Genomic DNA, 17,069 nt, shown 5'->3' on the forward strand with positions numbered 1-17,069 from the left:
AAAAAAGGCCCCCGTCTTGCGGGGGCCAGTCTTCAGGGAGGTATCGGGGATTACTCGGCAGCGATCGCCTTTTCGTCAGCCGCGGCCTTGAGGACAAAGTCGAACTCGAAGTGCAGGTCGGTGCCGAGGTCGGCGGCTGCCGGCTTGAACTTGCCGATCAGGCTTTCCTTGACAGCGAATACGCTGTCCTCTTCCAACCATTCGCTGTCGGCGTCGTAGATCTGGCTGATCAGCGGACGGTAGCCATCTTTCGAGATGATGAAGTGCATATGGCCGGGACGGTTCGGGTGGTGGCCCATGAAGCGCAGCAGCTCGCCCGCAGTTTCATCGTCCGGGATCGGGTAGGGGACGGGGCGCACGGCAACAAATGCGTAGTGGCCGTTTTCGTCGGTCTCAAAACGTCCGCGCAGGTTGTATTCCGGCTGGTCGGGGTCGAGGTTTTCGTAGACACCGTTCGGCGCGTCTTCCCAGACGTCGAGCGTCACACCGGCGATGCCGTTGCCGTTCTCGTCTTTGATGTAGCCCTCATAATACGCGGTTTCTTCGTTGTCATAGTGCTTCTGGATGGTAGAGCCACCTTTGGGCAGGACCGGGGGGTTCTCGCGATAGAACGGCCCGAGGACGGTCGACTCGCTTTCGTTGCCTTCGACGGGGTTGGTCATCATGTCGACCAGAACCTCGACACCAAGGATGTCGCCCAGCAGAATGAATTCCTGACGGTTGTCGTTGCAGAGCTTGCCGGCGCGGGCGAGATAGTCACAGACGAACAGGAATTCGTCGTGCTGTAGCTTCACGTCCTTGATGAAAGCGTGCAGGTGCTTGACCAGGCCAGTCGCGAGTTCGCGCTGGCGGTCGGTGATGTCTCCATGCTTGCCGAGGCTTGCGATCACGACGTCGGTGATGTTGTCTTGGTTGACGATGCCCATGGGTAATTCCTCCTCCTGGCAATCTGTATATCCGGTTACGAGTTGCGTGACTGCCTCTCGTCGCCACACAGACTTCGCCGAATCCCCACGCTGACCCAATGCCTGCGGCGGTATCGGGTGATACCAACGGCGACCCGACCCTTGCGAACATGGCTTTTCCCGAAAGGTCGCAAGCCAGAGTATTGACCCATACCCTTGCTGGCATGGCCCAGAGGCCCGCGATCGTGGCAGCTATTCCCCAGCTTATGAACGCATGGGAGGCCAAGGTGATCGATACCTTTAAGCAAATTCAAACGCGCCTTGAGGATACGCCGCATTTGCTGCGCCTCGGTCGGCTGTTTTCCGAAACCGTGCTCATCGAAGTGGGTGGTGATGAATTCTACCTGTCCTTCGAGAAAGGGCACATCGTCTCGGTCGCCCATGGCCCAAGCCGCAAGACGCCTTGGCGCTTTGCTCTGCGGACGGATGCCGACGCGCTGAACAAATTCTGGGAAGCGCGGCCCGAGCCCGGCTTCCATGACATCTTCGGACTGGTGAAGATCGGTCGCGGTCGGATCGACGGCGACATTCTGAGCCTCGTTAAGAACCTGCGCTTCTTCAAGGAAGTGCTGTCTCTCGCCCGCGCAAAAGAGGAGTTGGCAGCATGAGCATCGAGCCGATCACCGGTCGCTATGTCACCGTCACCGTGGGTGGCGCCCCACGCCGTATCTATTTCGAAGAGGCAGGGCAGGGGCGTCCGGTCATCTGCCTGCACACCGCAGGCGCAGATACCCGCCAGTGGCGTCATCTTATGAATGACTCCGAGATCACCGCATCGAACCGCCTGATCGCCTTCGACATGCCGTGGCACGGCAAATCGCTACCGCCGGAAGGGTTCGAGACCCAGGAATATCTGCTGACGACCGAAGCCTACATCGAAACCGTTCTGGCCGTCATCGACGGGCTGGGTCTTGATCGCCCGGTCCTTGCTGGCTGCTCGATGGGCGGGCGGATTGCGCTGCAAATCGCAGCGCTTCACCCGGAAAAATTCAGCGGCTTCATCGCGATCGAGGCCTCGGACTTCCAGCCTGCATGGTACGATATCGACTGGTTCCACCGCCCCGACGCCCATGGTGGCGAAATGGGCGCGGCGCTCGTGTCAGCCAATATCTCGCCCCATGCGCCCAACTCCGAGCGCTGGAACACGCTTTGGATGTTCATGCAAAGCGGTCCGGGCGTGTTCCGGGGCGATCTGAGTTTTTACACCCGCGACGACAGCCTGATCCCGCGCTTGCCGACTATCGATACGCGGGCAACGCCGGTGCACATCATTGTCGGGGCCTATGACCTGACGTGTACGCCCGAAGACGCCGAACGCACGGCCAAGGCCATCCCGGGCGCCACGCTGGCGGTCATGGACGAGCTCGGTCACTTCCCGATGAGCGAACACCCCGAAGGCTTTCGTCCGTTCTTCGTGGACGCACTGGAAAAGATGCCAAGCCCGGCGGCGAAAGCTGCCTGACCGATAACCCCTGCGCAGGAGGAGGAGCCATGTGCAAGAACGCGAAAAACCCATGCCCCGGATGCAAGAAACATGAAAACGCCGACGCGGCCTGGATGTTCTTCACCGACGACGAGCGCAACGCCATCGAGGCATCGCGCAAGCGGTCGGCACTCTTCGACCTCTCCTTTATGAAACCTGCGGCCGGACATGCTGGCACCCGTCCGGCCGCGTCCAACGGATAAGTACACCCATGACCACTCCCTGCATAATCTGTGTGGCGATCACGGGCAGTCTGCCCACAAAAGCCAACAACCCTGCTGTTCCGATCACTGTTGCTGAACAGGTGGAATCAACCCAGGAGGCCTTTGAAGCCGGGGCCACCATTGTTCATGCCCATGTGCGCAACCATGACGAAACCCAGTCTTCCGATCCGGAAAAGTTCGCCGCGCTGAAAGAGGGGATCGAGAAACACTGCCCCGGCATGATCATCCAGTTCTCGACCGGAGGGCGCTCGGGTGCAGGACAGACGCGCGGCGGGATGCTGCCGCTTGTGCCCGACATGGCCTCCCTGTCCGTCGGATCGAACAACTTCCCCACACGTGTTTATGAAAACCCGCCTGATCTGGTGGACTGGCTGGCCAGCGAAATGCTGGCCTACGATGTCAAACCGGAGATCGAAGCCTTCGACCTGAGCCACATCCTGAAAGCCAAGGACATGGCCGGCAAAGGTCAGCTTGTGGGCACGCCGTACATCCAATTCGTGATGGGCGTGAAAAACGCGATGCCGGTCGATCGGGATGTGTTCGACTACTACATCCAAACCGTGAAACGCCTCTTCGGGGACGACGCCCCATGGTGCGCCGCGGGCATTGGTGCCAACCAGCTCAAACTGAACGAATGGGCCATCGCCGCGGGCGGTCATGCCCGCACCGGTCTGGAAGACAACGTTCGACTTGATCGCGACACGCTCGCTCCGAGCAACGCAGCCTTGGTGCGCCGGGCTGTTGAGATCTGTGAGAGGAACGATCGCCCAGTGGCGAGCTGGCAAGAAGCGCGCAGCATTCTTGGGCTGCGGCTTCCCGAGAATGCCTCGAAAGGACGCGCAGCATGAACAAGGTATACAAAACAGCCGCGGAGGCCCTGGATGGCCTCCTGCATGACGGGATGTTGGTCGCCGCCGGGGGCTTTGGCCTCTGTGGTATTCCGGAGCTTCTGATCGACGCCATTGTGGCAAGCGGCGTGAAGGACCTGACCGTCGCTTCGAACAATGCGGGCGTCGATGACTTCGGTCTTGGCAAGCTCTTGGCCACTCGCCAGATCAAGAAGATGATGTCGTCCTACGTGGGCGAGAATGCCGAGTTCATGCGCCAGTATCTGAGCGGAGAACTGGAGCTGGAATTCAACCCCCAAGGCACGCTCGCCGAGCGCATGCGCGCTGGCGGGGCAGGCATCCCCGGATTTTACACCCAGACCGGTGTCGGCACCCAGATTGCCGAAACTAAGGAGGTCAAGCAGTTCGGGGGCAAGGACTACATTCTCGAAGAGGGCATTTTTGCCGACCTTTCCATCGTCAAAGCGTGGAAAGCCGACGACACTGGCAACCTGATTTTCCGGAAGACCGCGCGCAACTTCAATCCGCCCGCCGCCATGTGCGGCAAGGTCTGCGTGGCAGAGGTCGAGGAGATTGTGCCGCGCGGCTCCATCGACCCGGATCATATCCATTTGCCGGGGATCTACGTGCACCGTCTGATCCAGGGTCAGCACGAGAAACGCATCGAACAGCGCACAACGCGACCGCGCCCCGAAGGGGCAACACGCAAGCGGGAGGAAGCATAATGCCCTGGGATCGCAACCAGATGGCGGCACGTGCCGCACAGGAACTCGAAGATGGCATGTATGTGAACCTCGGGATCGGCATCCCGACGCTCGTCGCCAATTACGTGGGCGACAAGGACATCACCCTGCAGTCCGAAAACGGCATGCTCGGAATGGGCCCGTTCCCCTATGTGGGCGAAGAGGACCCCGACCTGATCAATGCGGGCAAGCAGACGATCACGGAGCTTGCGCGCACCAGCTATTTCGACAGCGCCACGTCCTTCGGAATGATCCGCGGCGGCAAGATCGCCGCGGCCGTCCTTGGCGCGATGGAAGTATCCGAGAAGGGGGATCTCGCCAACTGGATGATCCCCGGCAAGCTGGTCAAGGGCATGGGCGGTGCGATGGATCTTGTCGCAGGTGTCGGCCGTGTCGTTGTCGTCATGGATCACACAAACAAGCACGGCGACAGCAAGGTTCTGAAAGAATGTACCCTGCCGTTGACCGGCAAAGGCGTGGTCGATCGCATCATCACGAACCTTGGCGTGCTGGACGTGACCCATAAGGGGCTGCACATCGTCGAATGCGCCGACGGTGTCACCCGCGACGATATAATCACGGCGACCGAGGCAACAATTGTCTGACGCGGCCGGACATCAAGGACTGCGCCTGAATGACGTTTCCGGCTCCGCAATCGGAGCCGGTTTTCTGGCTGTCCTTGTGTCCTATGCAGGTCCTCTCCTGATCTATCTGAGCGCTGCTGAAGCGATGGGGATCTCGAAGGAGGGATTCTCGTCCTGGGTCTTCGCAATTTCCGTGGCAGCTGGCCTGTCGAGCATCGGGCTCAGCCTGTGGTTCCGTGTTCCGGTCGCGATGGCATGGTCGGCCCCCGGCACGGTCCTTCTGATTTCTCTCGGAACGTCCTTGTCACCCGCCGAGATGGTCGGTGCCTATGTCGCTGTGGCAGGGGTTCTGGTCCTCATCGGCGTCTCCGGCGTATTCGAACGCCTTGTACAACTCTTGCCGCCTTCGGTGACCAATGGGATGATGGCTGGCATCCTTTTCGGGTTCGGCCTGAAGGCCGCCGGAGGATTGGCAACCGATCCTGCCGCAATTGCGCTGCTGATCGTCGTCTTCGCCGTCTGCGCGATGGTCTTTCCCCGTTTTTCCATGCTTGTCCTGCTGGCCTCGGCACTGTTGATCAGCGCCGTCTTCTACGATGCATCGGTTGGAACCGTGGGCGTGGCTTTCGCGTCCCTCGAAGTCAGCGGACCGGTCTTTTCAATGGGGGCCATGCTGAGCTTGGCATTGCCTTTGCTCATCACAACACTGAGTGGACAATACCTTCCGGGGATGGCGATCCTAAGGGCAAATGGCTTTCAGGTTTCGGCAAATCCGATCCTCATTGTTGGCGGCCTTGTCTCTGTCCTGGCCGCGCTATTGGGTGGCATCACAACCGCGCTGGCCTCGATCACCGCAGCCTTCTGTGCGGGATCAGATAGCCATGAAGACCGCGACCGCCGTTATGTCGCCGGCATCGCCTGTGGCGTTTTCTTCTGCCTTGGCGGCGTTTTCGCCGGGACCATCGTTGAAGTCCTGGTGCTTTTGCCGACTGCCCTTATTGCCCTGCTGGCTGGTCTCGCGCTCTTACAACCTATCCTGAAATTCACCGGTGCGATGCTGGCGTCTGACGATGCTCAGGCCGGGCTGCTCACGTTCCTGTTCACGGCATCCGGCGTGACCCTGTCCGGGATCGGTTCGGCGTTTTGGGGCGTGGTGATTGGGATCGCCGTTCACTTTCTGGGCAGGTCCGCGGCGATAATTTCGGGCGGCACAAACACCTGAGAATTCACACATTCATCAAATGACGGCTGGTGAAGGAGAGACGAACGGACTCCCTGCCAAGGCACCATCATGATCTGCGACGGCAAGGCCCCCAACCAAATCGCAGGTTTGACGTCAGCACTGGCTTTTAGAGCTGCCAAAAGGCAAGCGCTCGCGCGTCTTCAGGACAGATACCCCAAAACGATTGGGACAATAACCGCGCCAAACAGAGTCGACATCACGATGGCTGAGGCACCGACCCCTTTTACGTTGTGGCACCCGCACAAGACGACAAAGGACAAGAATAGCGGCATGAAGGCGAACAGAACGGAATCTTGCGCCACTGGATCATCCCATCCGAAGACCATCCAAAACCCAATTCCGACAACCAGTGGATGCAGCAGGAGCTTTGTCGTGGTTACCGCCAGAACGTGAGGACCGCTTCGGGACATGCGGAATTGGAGAATACCGCCGCCAATAACAAACAACGCTACAAACGGCGCTGCCGATGCAATCGAGGAAACAATCTTGTCGCCCCACGCGGGAAGCGACAGGCCCGTTGCGAGAAAGGCAAATCCTGCGAGAAGACCGAGCACAACAGGGTTGCGGGAGAGCGCTTTGATCGCTGTCGAAAACGCGTTTCCTTCGGGTCGCTCTTCGGCCAGCAAGGCAAGCGCCGTCACAAAAGGCATGATGAGCGCAACCTCGGCAAAGACGACCCGGGCAAAAGCCTCCTCCGTGCGATCCGGTGATATGCTACCCAACGCGCCCTCGGCCGTTGTCAGAGTTTCCGCCTTTAGATCAGGTGCACGGGCTGGTGTCGTGCGCTGATTTAATCTGCTCCTCCGGGACCTTGCGCCTGACGCCGCAGTCCGAGCCATGGTTTGTTCAATCGACGCGCATGCCCTCGCGATTGAAATGATAGGCATTTTGCGGCTTGAATCCGAGCCGCAGATCCTGACCCGGCTCTACCGCGTGTTGCCCGAACAGGCGTGCGGTGATCTGATGATCGTTCACCTGCGCAATGACATTGGTGTCGCCGCCCAGTTTCTCGACATGGCTGACCCGTGCGGCAAGCGCGCCACTGTCGTCAAGAAACAGGTCCTCCGGTCGGACGCCCATCGTGCGATCGTCACCTTCCTGAAGCAGTTGCGCGGGAAAGAAATTCATCGACGGTGAGCCGAGGAACCCCGCCACAAACTGGTTTGCCGGGTTGTTATACAGCTCCATCGGGCTGCCGATCTGCTCGACCCGGCCATCGCGCAGCACGACGATCTTGTCGGCCAGCGTCATGGCTTCGGTCTGGTCGTGGGTCACATAGATCATCGAGGCACCAAGCTGTCGGTGCAGGTTCGCAATCTCGATCCGGGTATTCATTCGCAGTGCCGCGTCGAGATTGCTGAGAGGTTCGTCGAAAAGGAACAGTTTCGGCTCGCGCACGATGGCGCGGGCGATGGCGACCCGCTGACGCTGGCCACCGGAAAGCTCGGACGGGAACCGGTCCAGATAGGGTTCGAGGTTCAGCATCCGCGATGCCTCCTGCACCCGTTCCTCGATCAGCGCCTTCGACTGCCCTTCCTGTTTGAGTGCCAGGGTCATGTTGCCGCGTACGTTCAGATGCGGGTAGAGCGCATAGCTTTGAAACACCATCGCGATCCCGCGCTTGGAAGGGGGCGTCAGGTTAACGACTTCGCCTCCGATCCGGATCTCGCCGGAACTGGCATCCTCCAGCCCCGCGATCACCCGCAGCAGCGTTGACTTTCCGCATCCTGACGGCCCGACGAAGACCACAAACTCGCCTTCCTCGACCTCCATGTTGATATCCTTCAGCACATGGACTTCGCCAAATGACTTGTTGACGTTTTGCAGGGACAGAGCAGTCATTTCAGGGTCTCCTCAAGCGAAATGGATTGGCCAGTGCGGATGCTTTCATCGGCGGCCAGACAGATTGCGAGCGACGCGACAGCGTCATTCATGTGGCGGGACAGGTCGATATCTTCGGCAATTGCGCGGAGCATGAAGGCCTGCTCCGCATCGCAGAGCGCCTGATGTCCGGGCTCGTCGGGAAGGTCGATCAGCCGATCGTCGCCGGGGCGGTGCAGCAGCAGGCCGCCCACCTTTGTGTGCCCTTCGATGTCGGACGAGGCGCCCTTGTTGGCGTCGGTGATTGAAACCGAGCCGTTGGGCGACACGATGTCTTTCACGAAAAACGCGGTCTCCGACATCATCGGGCCCCAGCCGGCCTCGTACCAGCCGACCGATCCATCGGCGAAGATCACCTGAAACTGGCCGTAATTATACATATCTTCGGCAATCTCTTCCGAAAGCCGCAGGCCCATGCCATGCACCCGAACCGGCGGCGCATCGGTGATCTGACACATGACATCGACGTAATGCACCCCGCAATCCACGATGGGCGATGTGGTCTGCATCAACGCTTTGTGCTTTTCCCAATCCGCGCCGCTAGACTGTTGATTGAGGTTGAGCCGGAAAACGTATGGCCCGCCCAAGGTGCGTGCCTCGTCAATCAGCCGCATCCAGCTGGGGTGATGGCGCAGGATATAGCCCACAACCAGCTTGCGCCCGGTGGATTTGGCCGCGTCCACCACCCTTTGCGCCTCGGCCACGGTCAGCGCGAGCGGTTTCTCGACAAACACATGCGCGCCCGCCTGCATCGCCGCCACCGCGTAATCGGCATGGGTGTCGGTATAGGTGGCGATAACCACGAGATCGGGTTTGGTCGCGGTCAGTGCCTCGGCAAAGCCGCTGAACACCGGGTAGCCGCCAAGATCGGGGTCATCCAGCACGCCACTGCGATTGACCACCCCGACAATCTCGGCATCCGGATGGGCATGGTGGGCCAACGCATGGCTGCGCCCCATATTGCCCAGACCTGCAATCAGAACACGGGTCATTTCACGGCTCCCGAGGTAATGCCGCGGATCAGCTGGCGCGAGAAGATCACATAGAGCACCAGCACCGGCAGGATCGCCATGGACAGCGCCGACAGAACCGCATTCCAGTCGGTCACGAACTGGCCGATGAAGACTTGGCTGCCAAGCGTCAGCGTCTTTGTCTCCTCGGCAGGAGCAAGGATCAGCGGGAACCACAGATCGTTCCAGATCGGGATCATGTTGAACACGGCAACCGTCGCCATCGCGGGCCGGACCAGCGGCAGGACCAGACGAAAGAAGATCGTGTATTCGCTCAGCCCGTCAATGCGCCCGGCATTTTTCAGGTCGTCTGACACCTGTCGCATGAATTCGGACAGGATGAATACTGCCAGCGGCAAGCCTTGCGCGGTGTAGACCAGGATCAGCGCCCAAAGCGAGTTCACCAGCCCAGTGGCCACCATCATCTCAAGGATCGCGACCGTGCCGATGCGGATCGGAATCATGATCCCAAGAGCAAGGTAAAGCCCCATGATCATATTGCCCCGGAACCGGTACTCGCTCAGCGCATAGGCCGCCATCGCGCCAAACAGCAGCACAAAGAAGAGCGACGCCACGGTGACGATCATGGAGTTCTGGAAATAGAGGAAGAAATCCCCCTGCTGCATCACCGTCTCGTAGCCGATGGTCGAGAAACTGTCCGCATCAGGCAGCGCCAGCGGTTCGCGAAAGATCGAGCGGCGCTCCTTGAAGCTGTTGATCAGGATGACGAAGACCGGGAAGAGCGCAATCAGCGTGTAGAGAATGAGCGCCCCGTGCATCGCCACGGTGTTGAACGGGTTGGAACGTGCCTTGTTCATGATCTCGTCCTCACAGCTGGTAACGGCGCATCCGGGTCTGGATGCCAAAGAGATAGATGCAGACACCGACAAGGATGATCGCGAACATGGCACCTGCGATCGCCGACCCCATATGCGGATCGCCAAGCTGAAGCTGGAAGCCAAAGAAGGTGCGATACATGAAGGTGCCCAGAATATCGGTCGAGAAATCCGGACCTGCCAGCGCGCCCTGTGCTGCATAGATCAGGTCGAACGCGTTGAAGTTGCCCACAAAAGTCAGGATCGAGATGATCCCGATCGAGGGCAGGATCAGTGGCAGCTTGATCTTCCAGAACGCCGCCATTCCGGTGATCCCGTCGACTTCGCCCGCTTCCAGGATTTCTTCAGGGATGGTCAGAAGCGCGGCATAGATCAGCATCATCGGGATGCCCACGAATTGCCAGACCGACACCAGAGCCAGCGTGGTCAGGGCATACTCCTCCTTGCCGAGCCAAGGGGCATAAAGCGATTTCAGCCCGACCGCGTCCAGCATGGAGGGCGCGATGCCCCAGATCGGCGACAGGATGAGTTTCCAGGCAAAGCCCACGATCACGAAGGACAGGATGGTGGGGATGAAAATGGCCGAGCGGTAGAGCGCGGCAAAGCGCAGGCGCGGATGGCTGAGCAGCGCGGCCAGCGCGATCCCAATGGGGTTTTGGACCAGCATGTGGATCAGGAAGAACCAGAAATTGTTTCCCAGCGCGTTCCAGAATTGCTCTGACCAGATCGGGTCAAAGAACAGCGTGCGGAAATTCTCCAGCCCGACAAAGACCCGTTCCTGATCTATCTTGGCGTACAGAGCGAGCCGCAACGTGTTGAAAAGCGGGAATATCATCACAGCGGTATAGATGATGACGGCTGGCGCAAGAAACACGAGGATATGCCAGCGGATGCGGGCTTTGGTCATGGGTCAATCTCCGGCAAGGGGGTCCCGGGCGCTTGTGGCCGCCCGGGACAAAGTGCAGCAACGGAAGTTTACTGCTGCGGTGCGTACCAGTTGGCCAGGCCCTCCTGGAGCCTCGCGCCGAGTTCCTCTGGCGTGGCGGTGCCTTTGATCGCGGCGACCGACGCGCCCCAGGTCTCGTTTTCGAGGTTGGGCGTGCCGCGCGACAGGATCTGGTATGTTGAGCGGATCGTGCTTTCGCATTCCGCGCGCCATCCAACGATTTCCGCTGCCAACGGATCGGCGATCTCGACCGGTGTCGACGACAGCGGGAAGAAGCCAGGCAAGGCGTTTGCGAAGATTTCCGCAAATTCCGGGCTTGCCACCCAGGCGAGGAAGGTCTTGGCCGCCTCGGGATTATCGGTGGCTGCGTTCATGCCGATGCCGATATCGGTGTGGTCCGAGATATAGCAGGTGTCCCCGGCATTCTTGACCGGCGGTTTGAAGGCACCCATCTCGAAATCGGCCAGACTGTTGAAACCCGACACTTCCCAGGATCCGGCGGGATAGATCGCGGCGCGCCCAAGGGTAAAGATGTTCTGGCTGTCGGGATAGGTCTGCGCCTCGTACCCGTCGCCCAGATAGGCCCCCCAACGCGCCAGTGTCGCATAAGGCGCGACCCAGGCCTCATCGGTGAGCTTCTGCTCGCCGGCAATCAGGGCAAGCCGACCCTCTTCACCTTTCCAGTAGTTCGGGCCGATATTGTTGTAGCCCATCGTGGCCGCTTCCCACTGGTCATTCGTGCCCATGGCCATCGGGATATAGCTGCCGTCTTCCTTGAAGGCGTCGAGCACGGCAAAGAACTCGTCTTCGGTGGTCGGTACGTCGACGCCAAGTTCAGCAAAAGCGTCCTTGTTGTAGATAAAGCCGTGAATCACCGAGGCCATCGGGACACAGAAGGTGGCGGAACTGTCATCGGTCTGCCAGGCGGATTTCGCCACATCCGAGAAATTCGACATGGCGTCCAGATCGCTCAGATCGGCCAGGTGCCCGGCATCATAAAGCGCGAGCGAGGCGTCGAACGGGCGGCAGGTGATCAGGTCACCCGCAGAGCCCGCATCCAGCTTGGAATTCAGCACGGCGTTGTACTCGGCCGGGGCAGAGGGGGTGAAGTTGACCTTGATGCCCGGATGCTTGGCCTCAAAAGCCGGGATGATCTGTTCTTGCCAGAGTTTCAGATCGTCATTGCGCCAGCTTTCAATCGTCAGCGTGGCATCTTGCGCATAAGCGCCTGTCGCCACCAGCGCCGTTGTGGCAAGCGCAAGTGTCAGTGTGTTGCGTGTCATGTTGGACCTCCCAGTTGAATGCATTGTCAGATTTGCCGCGCCAGAGCGGCGCGAAGGTTTCCTTCGGTTTCCCGAAGAATCGTGTTGGCCCTTTCGGGCGAAATTCCCTTGGAGGCGATCAGGACCGCGGGCTTGACGTCCCCCTGCGCGGCGTTGAGCGCCTCAGCGGCGGCGTCATGCGTCACGTCCGCAATTCGGGCCACAATGGATAATGCCCGGGCACGTAGCTTGATATTGTCGGCGCGCAGATTGACCATCATGCCGTCATGGACATGTCCCAGCCTGACAGCCATGAGAGACGAAAGCATGTTGAGCGCGATCTTTTGCGCAGTCCCGGCCCCCATCCGCGTCGATCCCGAAAGAACCTCGGGGGGCGTTGAAAGGCACACGGGATAATCGGCAATGTCCAACAGCGCGGACCCGGCGTTGTTGGCAATTGCCACCACGCGCGTTCCTGCCGCCTTGGCGATCCGCGCCGCCGCAAGCGTGAAGGGCGTCGTGCCGCTGGCCGAAACCGCGATGAGCGTGTCCCGTGGTTGCAGCCCGTCCAGCGCCTCTCGCAGGCCGTCAGTGCCGTCTTCGGTGTCGCCCGGCATCTCGACGCCAGTGGGTAGTCCTCCGGCCATGTGAATGCGCAGCTGTTCAGGCGGGATCGAAAATGTGCCGCCCAGCTCCTGTGCGTCCGCAGCCGCCATCAATCCCGACGAACCGGCCGCAACATAGTGCAGGATGCCACCATTCCGGATCGTGTCCGCCATGGCCGATGCGCCGCTGGCAATATCCGACGTCACGGGCGCCACCGAGGCAGCGGCCGCGATCTGACCTTGCGCCAAAATCGCCGCGATATCATCCGGCGCGCGCTGGTCGAGGCCAAATGCCATATCGTGCAGTGCTTCGGTTTGTGTCCCGGTCATGTGATTCCTCCACCCCTCCCAGATATAATACCTTTATAATACCTTTTGTCCAAGACTTTTTAAAATTCGCGATTTTCGCAGTAATTCCGCGATATTTTGAGGCGATGGTTCCTTTTGGGTCTTTCTTTTGGCTGATAGGTTATGTATTGGTATCTTTATGAGCAGAGTGACAAACATACGCGCTTTGGCGGTCGACGGCGGCGGAACACGTTGCAGGGTGGCTGCGCGCGTGGGGGGTGAAACTGTCTCCGTTGAAACGGGGTCGGCAAATGCCTCGACGGATTTCAACGCTGCAATTCATGAAGTCACCCGCGGTCTGGAGCAGCTTGCCGCGCGCATATCCTGTCCGGTAGGCGCCTTGGTGAAAGTGCCCGCTTTCGTGGGGCTGGCCGGGGTGACGGGCGAGGCCGTTGCCGATCGCTTGCGTGCCGAGTTGCCTTTTCAACATGTCCGCATTGCCGACGACAGGGTCGCCGCGGTTCGCGGTGCGCTTGGTCCGCACGACGGGGTTGTCGCTCATTGCGGAACGGGTTCGTTTTATGCCGCTCAGATTGGCGGCGCGATTCGCCTTGCCGGTGGTTGGGGCCCTGTTCTGGGTGATGAAGCCTCGGCTCAGTGGGTTGGCCGGACCGCTCTTCAGTTGACACTTGAGGCGACTGACGGCCGGCGGGACGCGTCGCCTCTGACAATGCAACTGTTGGCCAAATTCGACGGCGCTGACGGTATCATCCGCTTTGCCGGCAAAGCCCGCCCGCCTGAGTTCGGCGCCATTGCGCCTCTGGTAACCCACCATGCGGCACAAGGCGACGCCATCTCTTGTCACATCATGCGCGAGGGGGCGGACAAGATTACCCATGCCCTGGATTGCCTCGGCTGGCACCCCGGTCTGGCGGTTTGTCTAACGGGTGGCATTGGCCCGCACTTTCGCAGCTTTCTGTCCGAAGTGTTGCGCTCGAGCGTGGCGGACCGGATTGGCGAACCGATTGATGGCGCAATCGCGCTAGCCCTGGAGTTTGCACAGGAGCTTGCCAATGAACGCAGTTGATTTTCTCCGGCAGAATGGCTGGCTCTCTGAGAGCAGTGGCCCGCGCTATGTCCAGTTGCGGCGGCGGCTTGAAGACGGCATAGCCTCCGGCATACTGCCTCCGAATTCCTCGCTGCCGCCCGAGCGTGAGCTGGCCGAGATCACCGACCTGTCTCGTGTCACCGTGCGCAAGGCGATCCAGGAACTGGTCCGCGACGGGCTTGTGGAACAACGCCAGGGATCCGGGACATTCATCCTCGAGCCAGTCGCCAAGATGGAACAGTCGCTGTCGCATCTCACATCCTTTACCGAAGACATGTCCCGACGCGGCATGGATACGACGTCGAAATGGCTGGAACGGGGCGTGTTCATTCCGACCGAAAGGGAAGCGGAGGTGCTGGGGCTGAGCGAGGGCGAAGAGGTCGCCCGGATTTACCGCCTGCGCGAAGCCGGTGGTCGTCCCATGGCGCTGGAACGGGCTTCGCTCCCGCTCGACATCCTGCCCAATCCGCTGGAGGTTCAGACGTCGCTCTACGAGGTTCTTGACCGGCTGGGAATGCGTCCCGTTCGGGCGGTGCAGAGAATTTCTGCTATCAACCTGGAGCCCCGCGAAGCTGACCTTCTTGGAGTTGTCGAAGGCGCTGCGGGCCTGAGCATCGAGCGTGTTTCCTATCTGCACAGTGGCCGGGTTGCAGAACTCACCCGCTCTCTCTATCGCGGCGACGCTTATGATTTCGTCGCTGAATTGCGCCTCTGAAAACAGAAAGGCAAACTGAAATGTCCATGAAATCCACTCAGATGCGTGCCGAAATCCTTGAGATTTCCGATGCCGTCGACCGGCTCCTTTCGCAAGGAAACGGTGCCATATCCGCAGCAGCCGAAAAGGCGCGCGCAGCCAATCCGCGTTATCTGATCTCTGTCGCACGCGGATCGTCCGATCACGCCTGTTCCTTCCTGAAATATGCCAGCGAGCTTATCCTGCGTCGGCCCATGGCGTCTGTTGGACCGTCGGTCAAATCGATCTATGACGTGGATCTCGACGCAGCGGGGGCAGTCTGCCTGTCGGTGTCGCAATCGGGCCAGAGCCCGGACATTGTGCGCATGACCGAAAGCCTGCGCGCTGGCGGCGCAATCACGGTGGCCATAACCAATAATGATCAATCGCGGCTGGCGCAGGCCGCAGACACCACTTTGGCCATTCACGCCGGTCCCGAACTTAGCGTCGCGGCGACCAAAACCTTTGTAACATCTCTGGTGGCCGGTCTCTGGCTGATTGCCGAGATCAAGGGGGATGATGAGCTGATAAAGGCCATTCGCGCTTTGCCCGGTCACCTGGACCGGGCCACGCGGTGCGATTGGTCCGCAGCAGCCGCGGCAATAGACGGATCTTCGCTCTTTACATTGGGTCGGGGGCCGTCTTGGGCGATCTCGAACGAAGCTGCTTTGAAATTCAAGGAGACTTGTCTCATTCATGCCGAAAGCTATTCCTCGGCCGAAGTTTTGCATGGCCCCGTGTCCATTGTCGGACAGGGGTTTCCGGTCATCGCCTTCGCCGCAGGCGACGCCGGCGGGGCGAGCGTTGCTGAGACCGCAGACGCGCTGGCCGAGAAAGGCGCACGGGTCTTCGCCACGAGCGAGACCGTGACACAGGCTACGCCGCTTCCGCATGTTCCGACCGGGCACTGGCTCACCGATCCGATCGCGGCCATTGTGTCTTTCTATGGTATGGTCGAAGCGGTTGCTGTCGCCCGTGGCATCAACCCTGACGCACCACGTCACCTTAACAAAGTGACCGAAACCGTATGACAGAGGTTGCGCAAATCTTTCGTAACGGGCGCGTCTTTGATGGGACGCGGCTTCGGGACGGGCTTGCGCTGCGATTCGCAGCCGGGCACCTCGACGCAATCGGTCCAGACGAAGATGTCACCCGGGACGGCGAGATCATTGACCTTGGCGGCGATATTGTCAGCCCGGGCTATGTGGATTTGCAGGTCAATGGCGGTGATGGCGTGATGTTCAACGACGATCCGTCTGTCGAAACGCTACGACGTATCGCGTCTGCACATCGAAAGCTGGGCGTCAGGGCGCTCTTGCCAACACTGATCACCGACACAAGAGACAAGACGCGCGCAGCCATTGCAGCCGCCACGGAAGCCATCAAAGCCGATGTGCCCGGTATCGCGGGCCTGCATCTTGAAGGACCCCATCTGTCGGTTGAGCGCAAAGGAGCGCATGATCCCGCGCTCATCCGCCCGATGGACCGGGACGATCTGGATGCGTTGCTGACCGCCGCCGAGGCTCTGCCCGTCCTTAAGGTCACGATTGCCCCTGAAAATGTGGCGGAAGAGCAGGTGCGTGTTCTCTCAGACGCCGGCGTTCTGGTATCGCTTGGCCACACTGATGCCGGGTACGACAGATGCCGACGATATTTCGCCGCCGGTGCGCGCTGTGCCACGCATCTCTTCAACGCGATGAGCCAGTTGGGCAACCGGGAGCCGGGGCTTGTCGGAGCCGTGCTCGCCGATGGACATGTGTCCTGCGGTCTCATCGCAGACGCGGTGCACGTACATCCCGAAACCATGCGTGCGGCTTGGGCAGCAAAGGCGGGCCCGGGGCGCATTTTCCTTGTGAGCGATGCTATGGCCGTCGCCGGAACCGATTGTACCCAGTTTGAACTGGGCGGGCGACGCATACGCCGAAGCAACGGTATCTTGACCTTGTCGGACGGAACACTGGCAGGCGCCGATCTTGATCTGACAACAGCGGTACGCATTATGGTCGAAAAAGTGGGCGTCCCGGTCGAGACGGCGTTGCAGGCGGCAACCAGTGTTCCGGCAGCATTGGTCGGTCTTTCCTTGCCCTCTTTCGAGTCCGGGCGCGGCATGCAATCGGACATGATCCGCTTGTCGGCGGACTTGAAAACGGTCTCAAATCTGGCTTTGAGCGGCTAGTAATTGTATTTCTCAGGCCGCCTGAGAAATACAGTTGCCATCACGGATCACGCCGTGCTTCTGGCGAGTCCCGATGAAGCACGGCTTCATTCAGGCGGACGAGGCCACATCCAGTTACGTCATGTCCAAAGCAA

At 60.1% G+C, this 17,069-nt stretch carries 19 protein-coding genes; 11 read left to right on the plus strand and 8 right to left on the minus strand.

Annotated features, from left to right (window positions below):
• Positions 1-50 precede the first annotated feature (50 nt).
• A complete protein-coding gene (locus tag PGB28_RS14620) occupies positions 51-926 on the minus strand; it encodes a dioxygenase family protein (protein WP_271422261.1) in 876 nt (291 codons plus the stop codon).
• A gap of 245 nt (positions 927-1,171) precedes the next feature.
• On the opposite strand from PGB28_RS14620, the gene PGB28_RS14625 reads away from it, so the two are divergent.
• The 7 genes from PGB28_RS14625 to PGB28_RS14655 are packed head-to-tail and all read left to right on the plus strand — an operon-like array spanning position 1,172 to position 6,069.
• Positions 1,172-1,573, plus strand: coding sequence for a hypothetical protein (locus tag PGB28_RS14625; RefSeq protein ID WP_271422327.1), 402 nt, complete (start codon positions 1,172-1,174; stop codon positions 1,571-1,573).
• Positions 1,570-2,427 (plus strand): alpha/beta fold hydrolase, encoded by an 858-nt coding sequence (locus tag PGB28_RS14630; protein WP_271422262.1) that lies wholly within the window; start codon positions 1,570-1,572, stop codon positions 2,425-2,427. The genes PGB28_RS14625 and PGB28_RS14630 overlap by 4 nt, the downstream gene beginning before the upstream one ends.
• Positions 2,428-2,456: 29 nt before the next feature.
• The gene (locus PGB28_RS14635; RefSeq protein ID WP_271422263.1) at positions 2,457-2,651 is read left to right on the plus strand and encodes a hypothetical protein; all 195 of its coding nucleotides are present in this window, start codon (positions 2,457-2,459) and stop codon (positions 2,649-2,651) included.
• An 8-nt stretch (positions 2,652-2,659) separates the two neighbouring features.
• The gene (locus PGB28_RS14640) at positions 2,660-3,520 is read left to right on the plus strand and encodes a BKACE family enzyme (protein ID WP_271422264.1); all 861 of its coding nucleotides are present in this window, start codon (positions 2,660-2,662) and stop codon (positions 3,518-3,520) included.
• Positions 3,517-4,245 carry a CoA transferase subunit A gene (locus PGB28_RS14645; protein WP_271422265.1) on the plus strand — a complete coding sequence of 243 codons (729 nt, stop codon included), beginning with the start codon at positions 3,517-3,519 and terminating at the stop codon, positions 4,243-4,245. Before PGB28_RS14640 ends, PGB28_RS14645 begins: the two co-directional genes overlap by 4 nt.
• Complete coding sequence (locus PGB28_RS14650) at positions 4,245-4,868, plus strand: 3-oxoacid CoA-transferase subunit B (protein WP_271422266.1); 624 nt, start codon at positions 4,245-4,247, stop codon at positions 4,866-4,868. The genes PGB28_RS14645 and PGB28_RS14650 overlap by 1 nt, the downstream gene beginning before the upstream one ends.
• The gene (locus PGB28_RS14655) at positions 4,861-6,069 is read left to right on the plus strand and encodes a benzoate/H(+) symporter BenE family transporter (protein WP_271422267.1); all 1,209 of its coding nucleotides are present in this window, start codon (positions 4,861-4,863) and stop codon (positions 6,067-6,069) included. Before PGB28_RS14650 ends, PGB28_RS14655 begins: the two co-directional genes overlap by 8 nt.
• 161 nt (positions 6,070-6,230) lie before the next feature.
• On the opposite strand, the gene PGB28_RS14660 is transcribed toward PGB28_RS14655, so the two are convergent.
• The 7 genes from PGB28_RS14660 to PGB28_RS14690 all read right to left on the minus strand — a co-directional run bounded on the left by PGB28_RS14660 (position 6,231) and on the right by PGB28_RS14690 (position 12,960).
• Positions 6,231-6,740 (minus strand): AEC family transporter, encoded by a 510-nt coding sequence (locus tag PGB28_RS14660; protein WP_271422268.1) that lies wholly within the window; start codon positions 6,738-6,740, stop codon positions 6,231-6,233.
• 196 nt (positions 6,741-6,936) lie between these two features.
• The gene (locus PGB28_RS14665) at positions 6,937-7,932 is read right to left on the minus strand and encodes an ABC transporter ATP-binding protein (RefSeq protein ID WP_271422269.1); all 996 of its coding nucleotides are present in this window, start codon (positions 7,930-7,932) and stop codon (positions 6,937-6,939) included.
• The gene (locus PGB28_RS14670; protein ID WP_271422270.1) at positions 7,929-8,963 is read right to left on the minus strand and encodes a Gfo/Idh/MocA family protein; all 1,035 of its coding nucleotides are present in this window, start codon (positions 8,961-8,963) and stop codon (positions 7,929-7,931) included. Before PGB28_RS14670 ends, PGB28_RS14665 begins: the two co-directional genes overlap by 4 nt.
• Positions 8,960-9,799, minus strand: a complete 840-nt coding sequence (locus PGB28_RS14675; protein ID WP_271422271.1) for a carbohydrate ABC transporter permease — start codon at positions 9,797-9,799, stop codon at positions 8,960-8,962. Before PGB28_RS14675 ends, PGB28_RS14670 begins: the two co-directional genes overlap by 4 nt.
• 10 nt (positions 9,800-9,809) lie before the next feature.
• Positions 9,810-10,724 (minus strand): carbohydrate ABC transporter permease, encoded by a 915-nt coding sequence (locus PGB28_RS14680; RefSeq protein WP_271422272.1) that lies wholly within the window; start codon positions 10,722-10,724, stop codon positions 9,810-9,812.
• A 68-nt stretch (positions 10,725-10,792) separates the two neighbouring features.
• The gene (locus tag PGB28_RS14685) at positions 10,793-12,046 is read right to left on the minus strand and encodes an ABC transporter substrate-binding protein (protein ID WP_271422273.1); all 1,254 of its coding nucleotides are present in this window, start codon (positions 12,044-12,046) and stop codon (positions 10,793-10,795) included.
• Between the two features lie 26 nt (positions 12,047-12,072).
• The gene (locus PGB28_RS14690; RefSeq protein WP_271422274.1) at positions 12,073-12,960 is read right to left on the minus strand and encodes an N-acetylmuramic acid 6-phosphate etherase; all 888 of its coding nucleotides are present in this window, start codon (positions 12,958-12,960) and stop codon (positions 12,073-12,075) included.
• A 184-nt stretch (positions 12,961-13,144) separates the two neighbouring features.
• Here PGB28_RS14690 and PGB28_RS14695 point away from each other — a divergent pair, with 184 nt between their 5' ends.
• The 4 genes from PGB28_RS14695 to nagA are packed head-to-tail and all read left to right on the plus strand — an operon-like array spanning position 13,145 to position 16,935.
• Positions 13,145-14,005 (plus strand): BadF/BadG/BcrA/BcrD ATPase family protein, encoded by an 861-nt coding sequence (locus tag PGB28_RS14695; RefSeq protein ID WP_271422275.1) that lies wholly within the window; start codon positions 13,145-13,147, stop codon positions 14,003-14,005.
• Complete coding sequence (locus tag PGB28_RS14700) at positions 13,992-14,741, plus strand: GntR family transcriptional regulator (protein ID WP_271422276.1); 750 nt, start codon at positions 13,992-13,994, stop codon at positions 14,739-14,741. Before PGB28_RS14695 ends, PGB28_RS14700 begins: the two co-directional genes overlap by 14 nt.
• A 20-nt stretch (positions 14,742-14,761) precedes the next feature.
• Positions 14,762-15,790 carry an SIS domain-containing protein gene (locus PGB28_RS14705; protein ID WP_271422277.1) on the plus strand — a complete coding sequence of 343 codons (1,029 nt, stop codon included), beginning with the start codon at positions 14,762-14,764 and terminating at the stop codon, positions 15,788-15,790.
• Positions 15,787-16,935, plus strand: a complete 1,149-nt coding sequence (nagA, locus tag PGB28_RS14710; protein WP_271422278.1) for an N-acetylglucosamine-6-phosphate deacetylase — start codon at positions 15,787-15,789, stop codon at positions 16,933-16,935. The genes PGB28_RS14705 and nagA overlap by 4 nt, the downstream gene beginning before the upstream one ends.
• Positions 16,936-17,069 lie beyond the last annotated feature (134 nt).

This window comes from Primorskyibacter aestuariivivens (genome assembly GCF_028023675.1).
In the GTDB taxonomy this organism is placed as follows: domain Bacteria; phylum Pseudomonadota; class Alphaproteobacteria; order Rhodobacterales; family Rhodobacteraceae; genus Marinovum; species Marinovum aestuariivivens.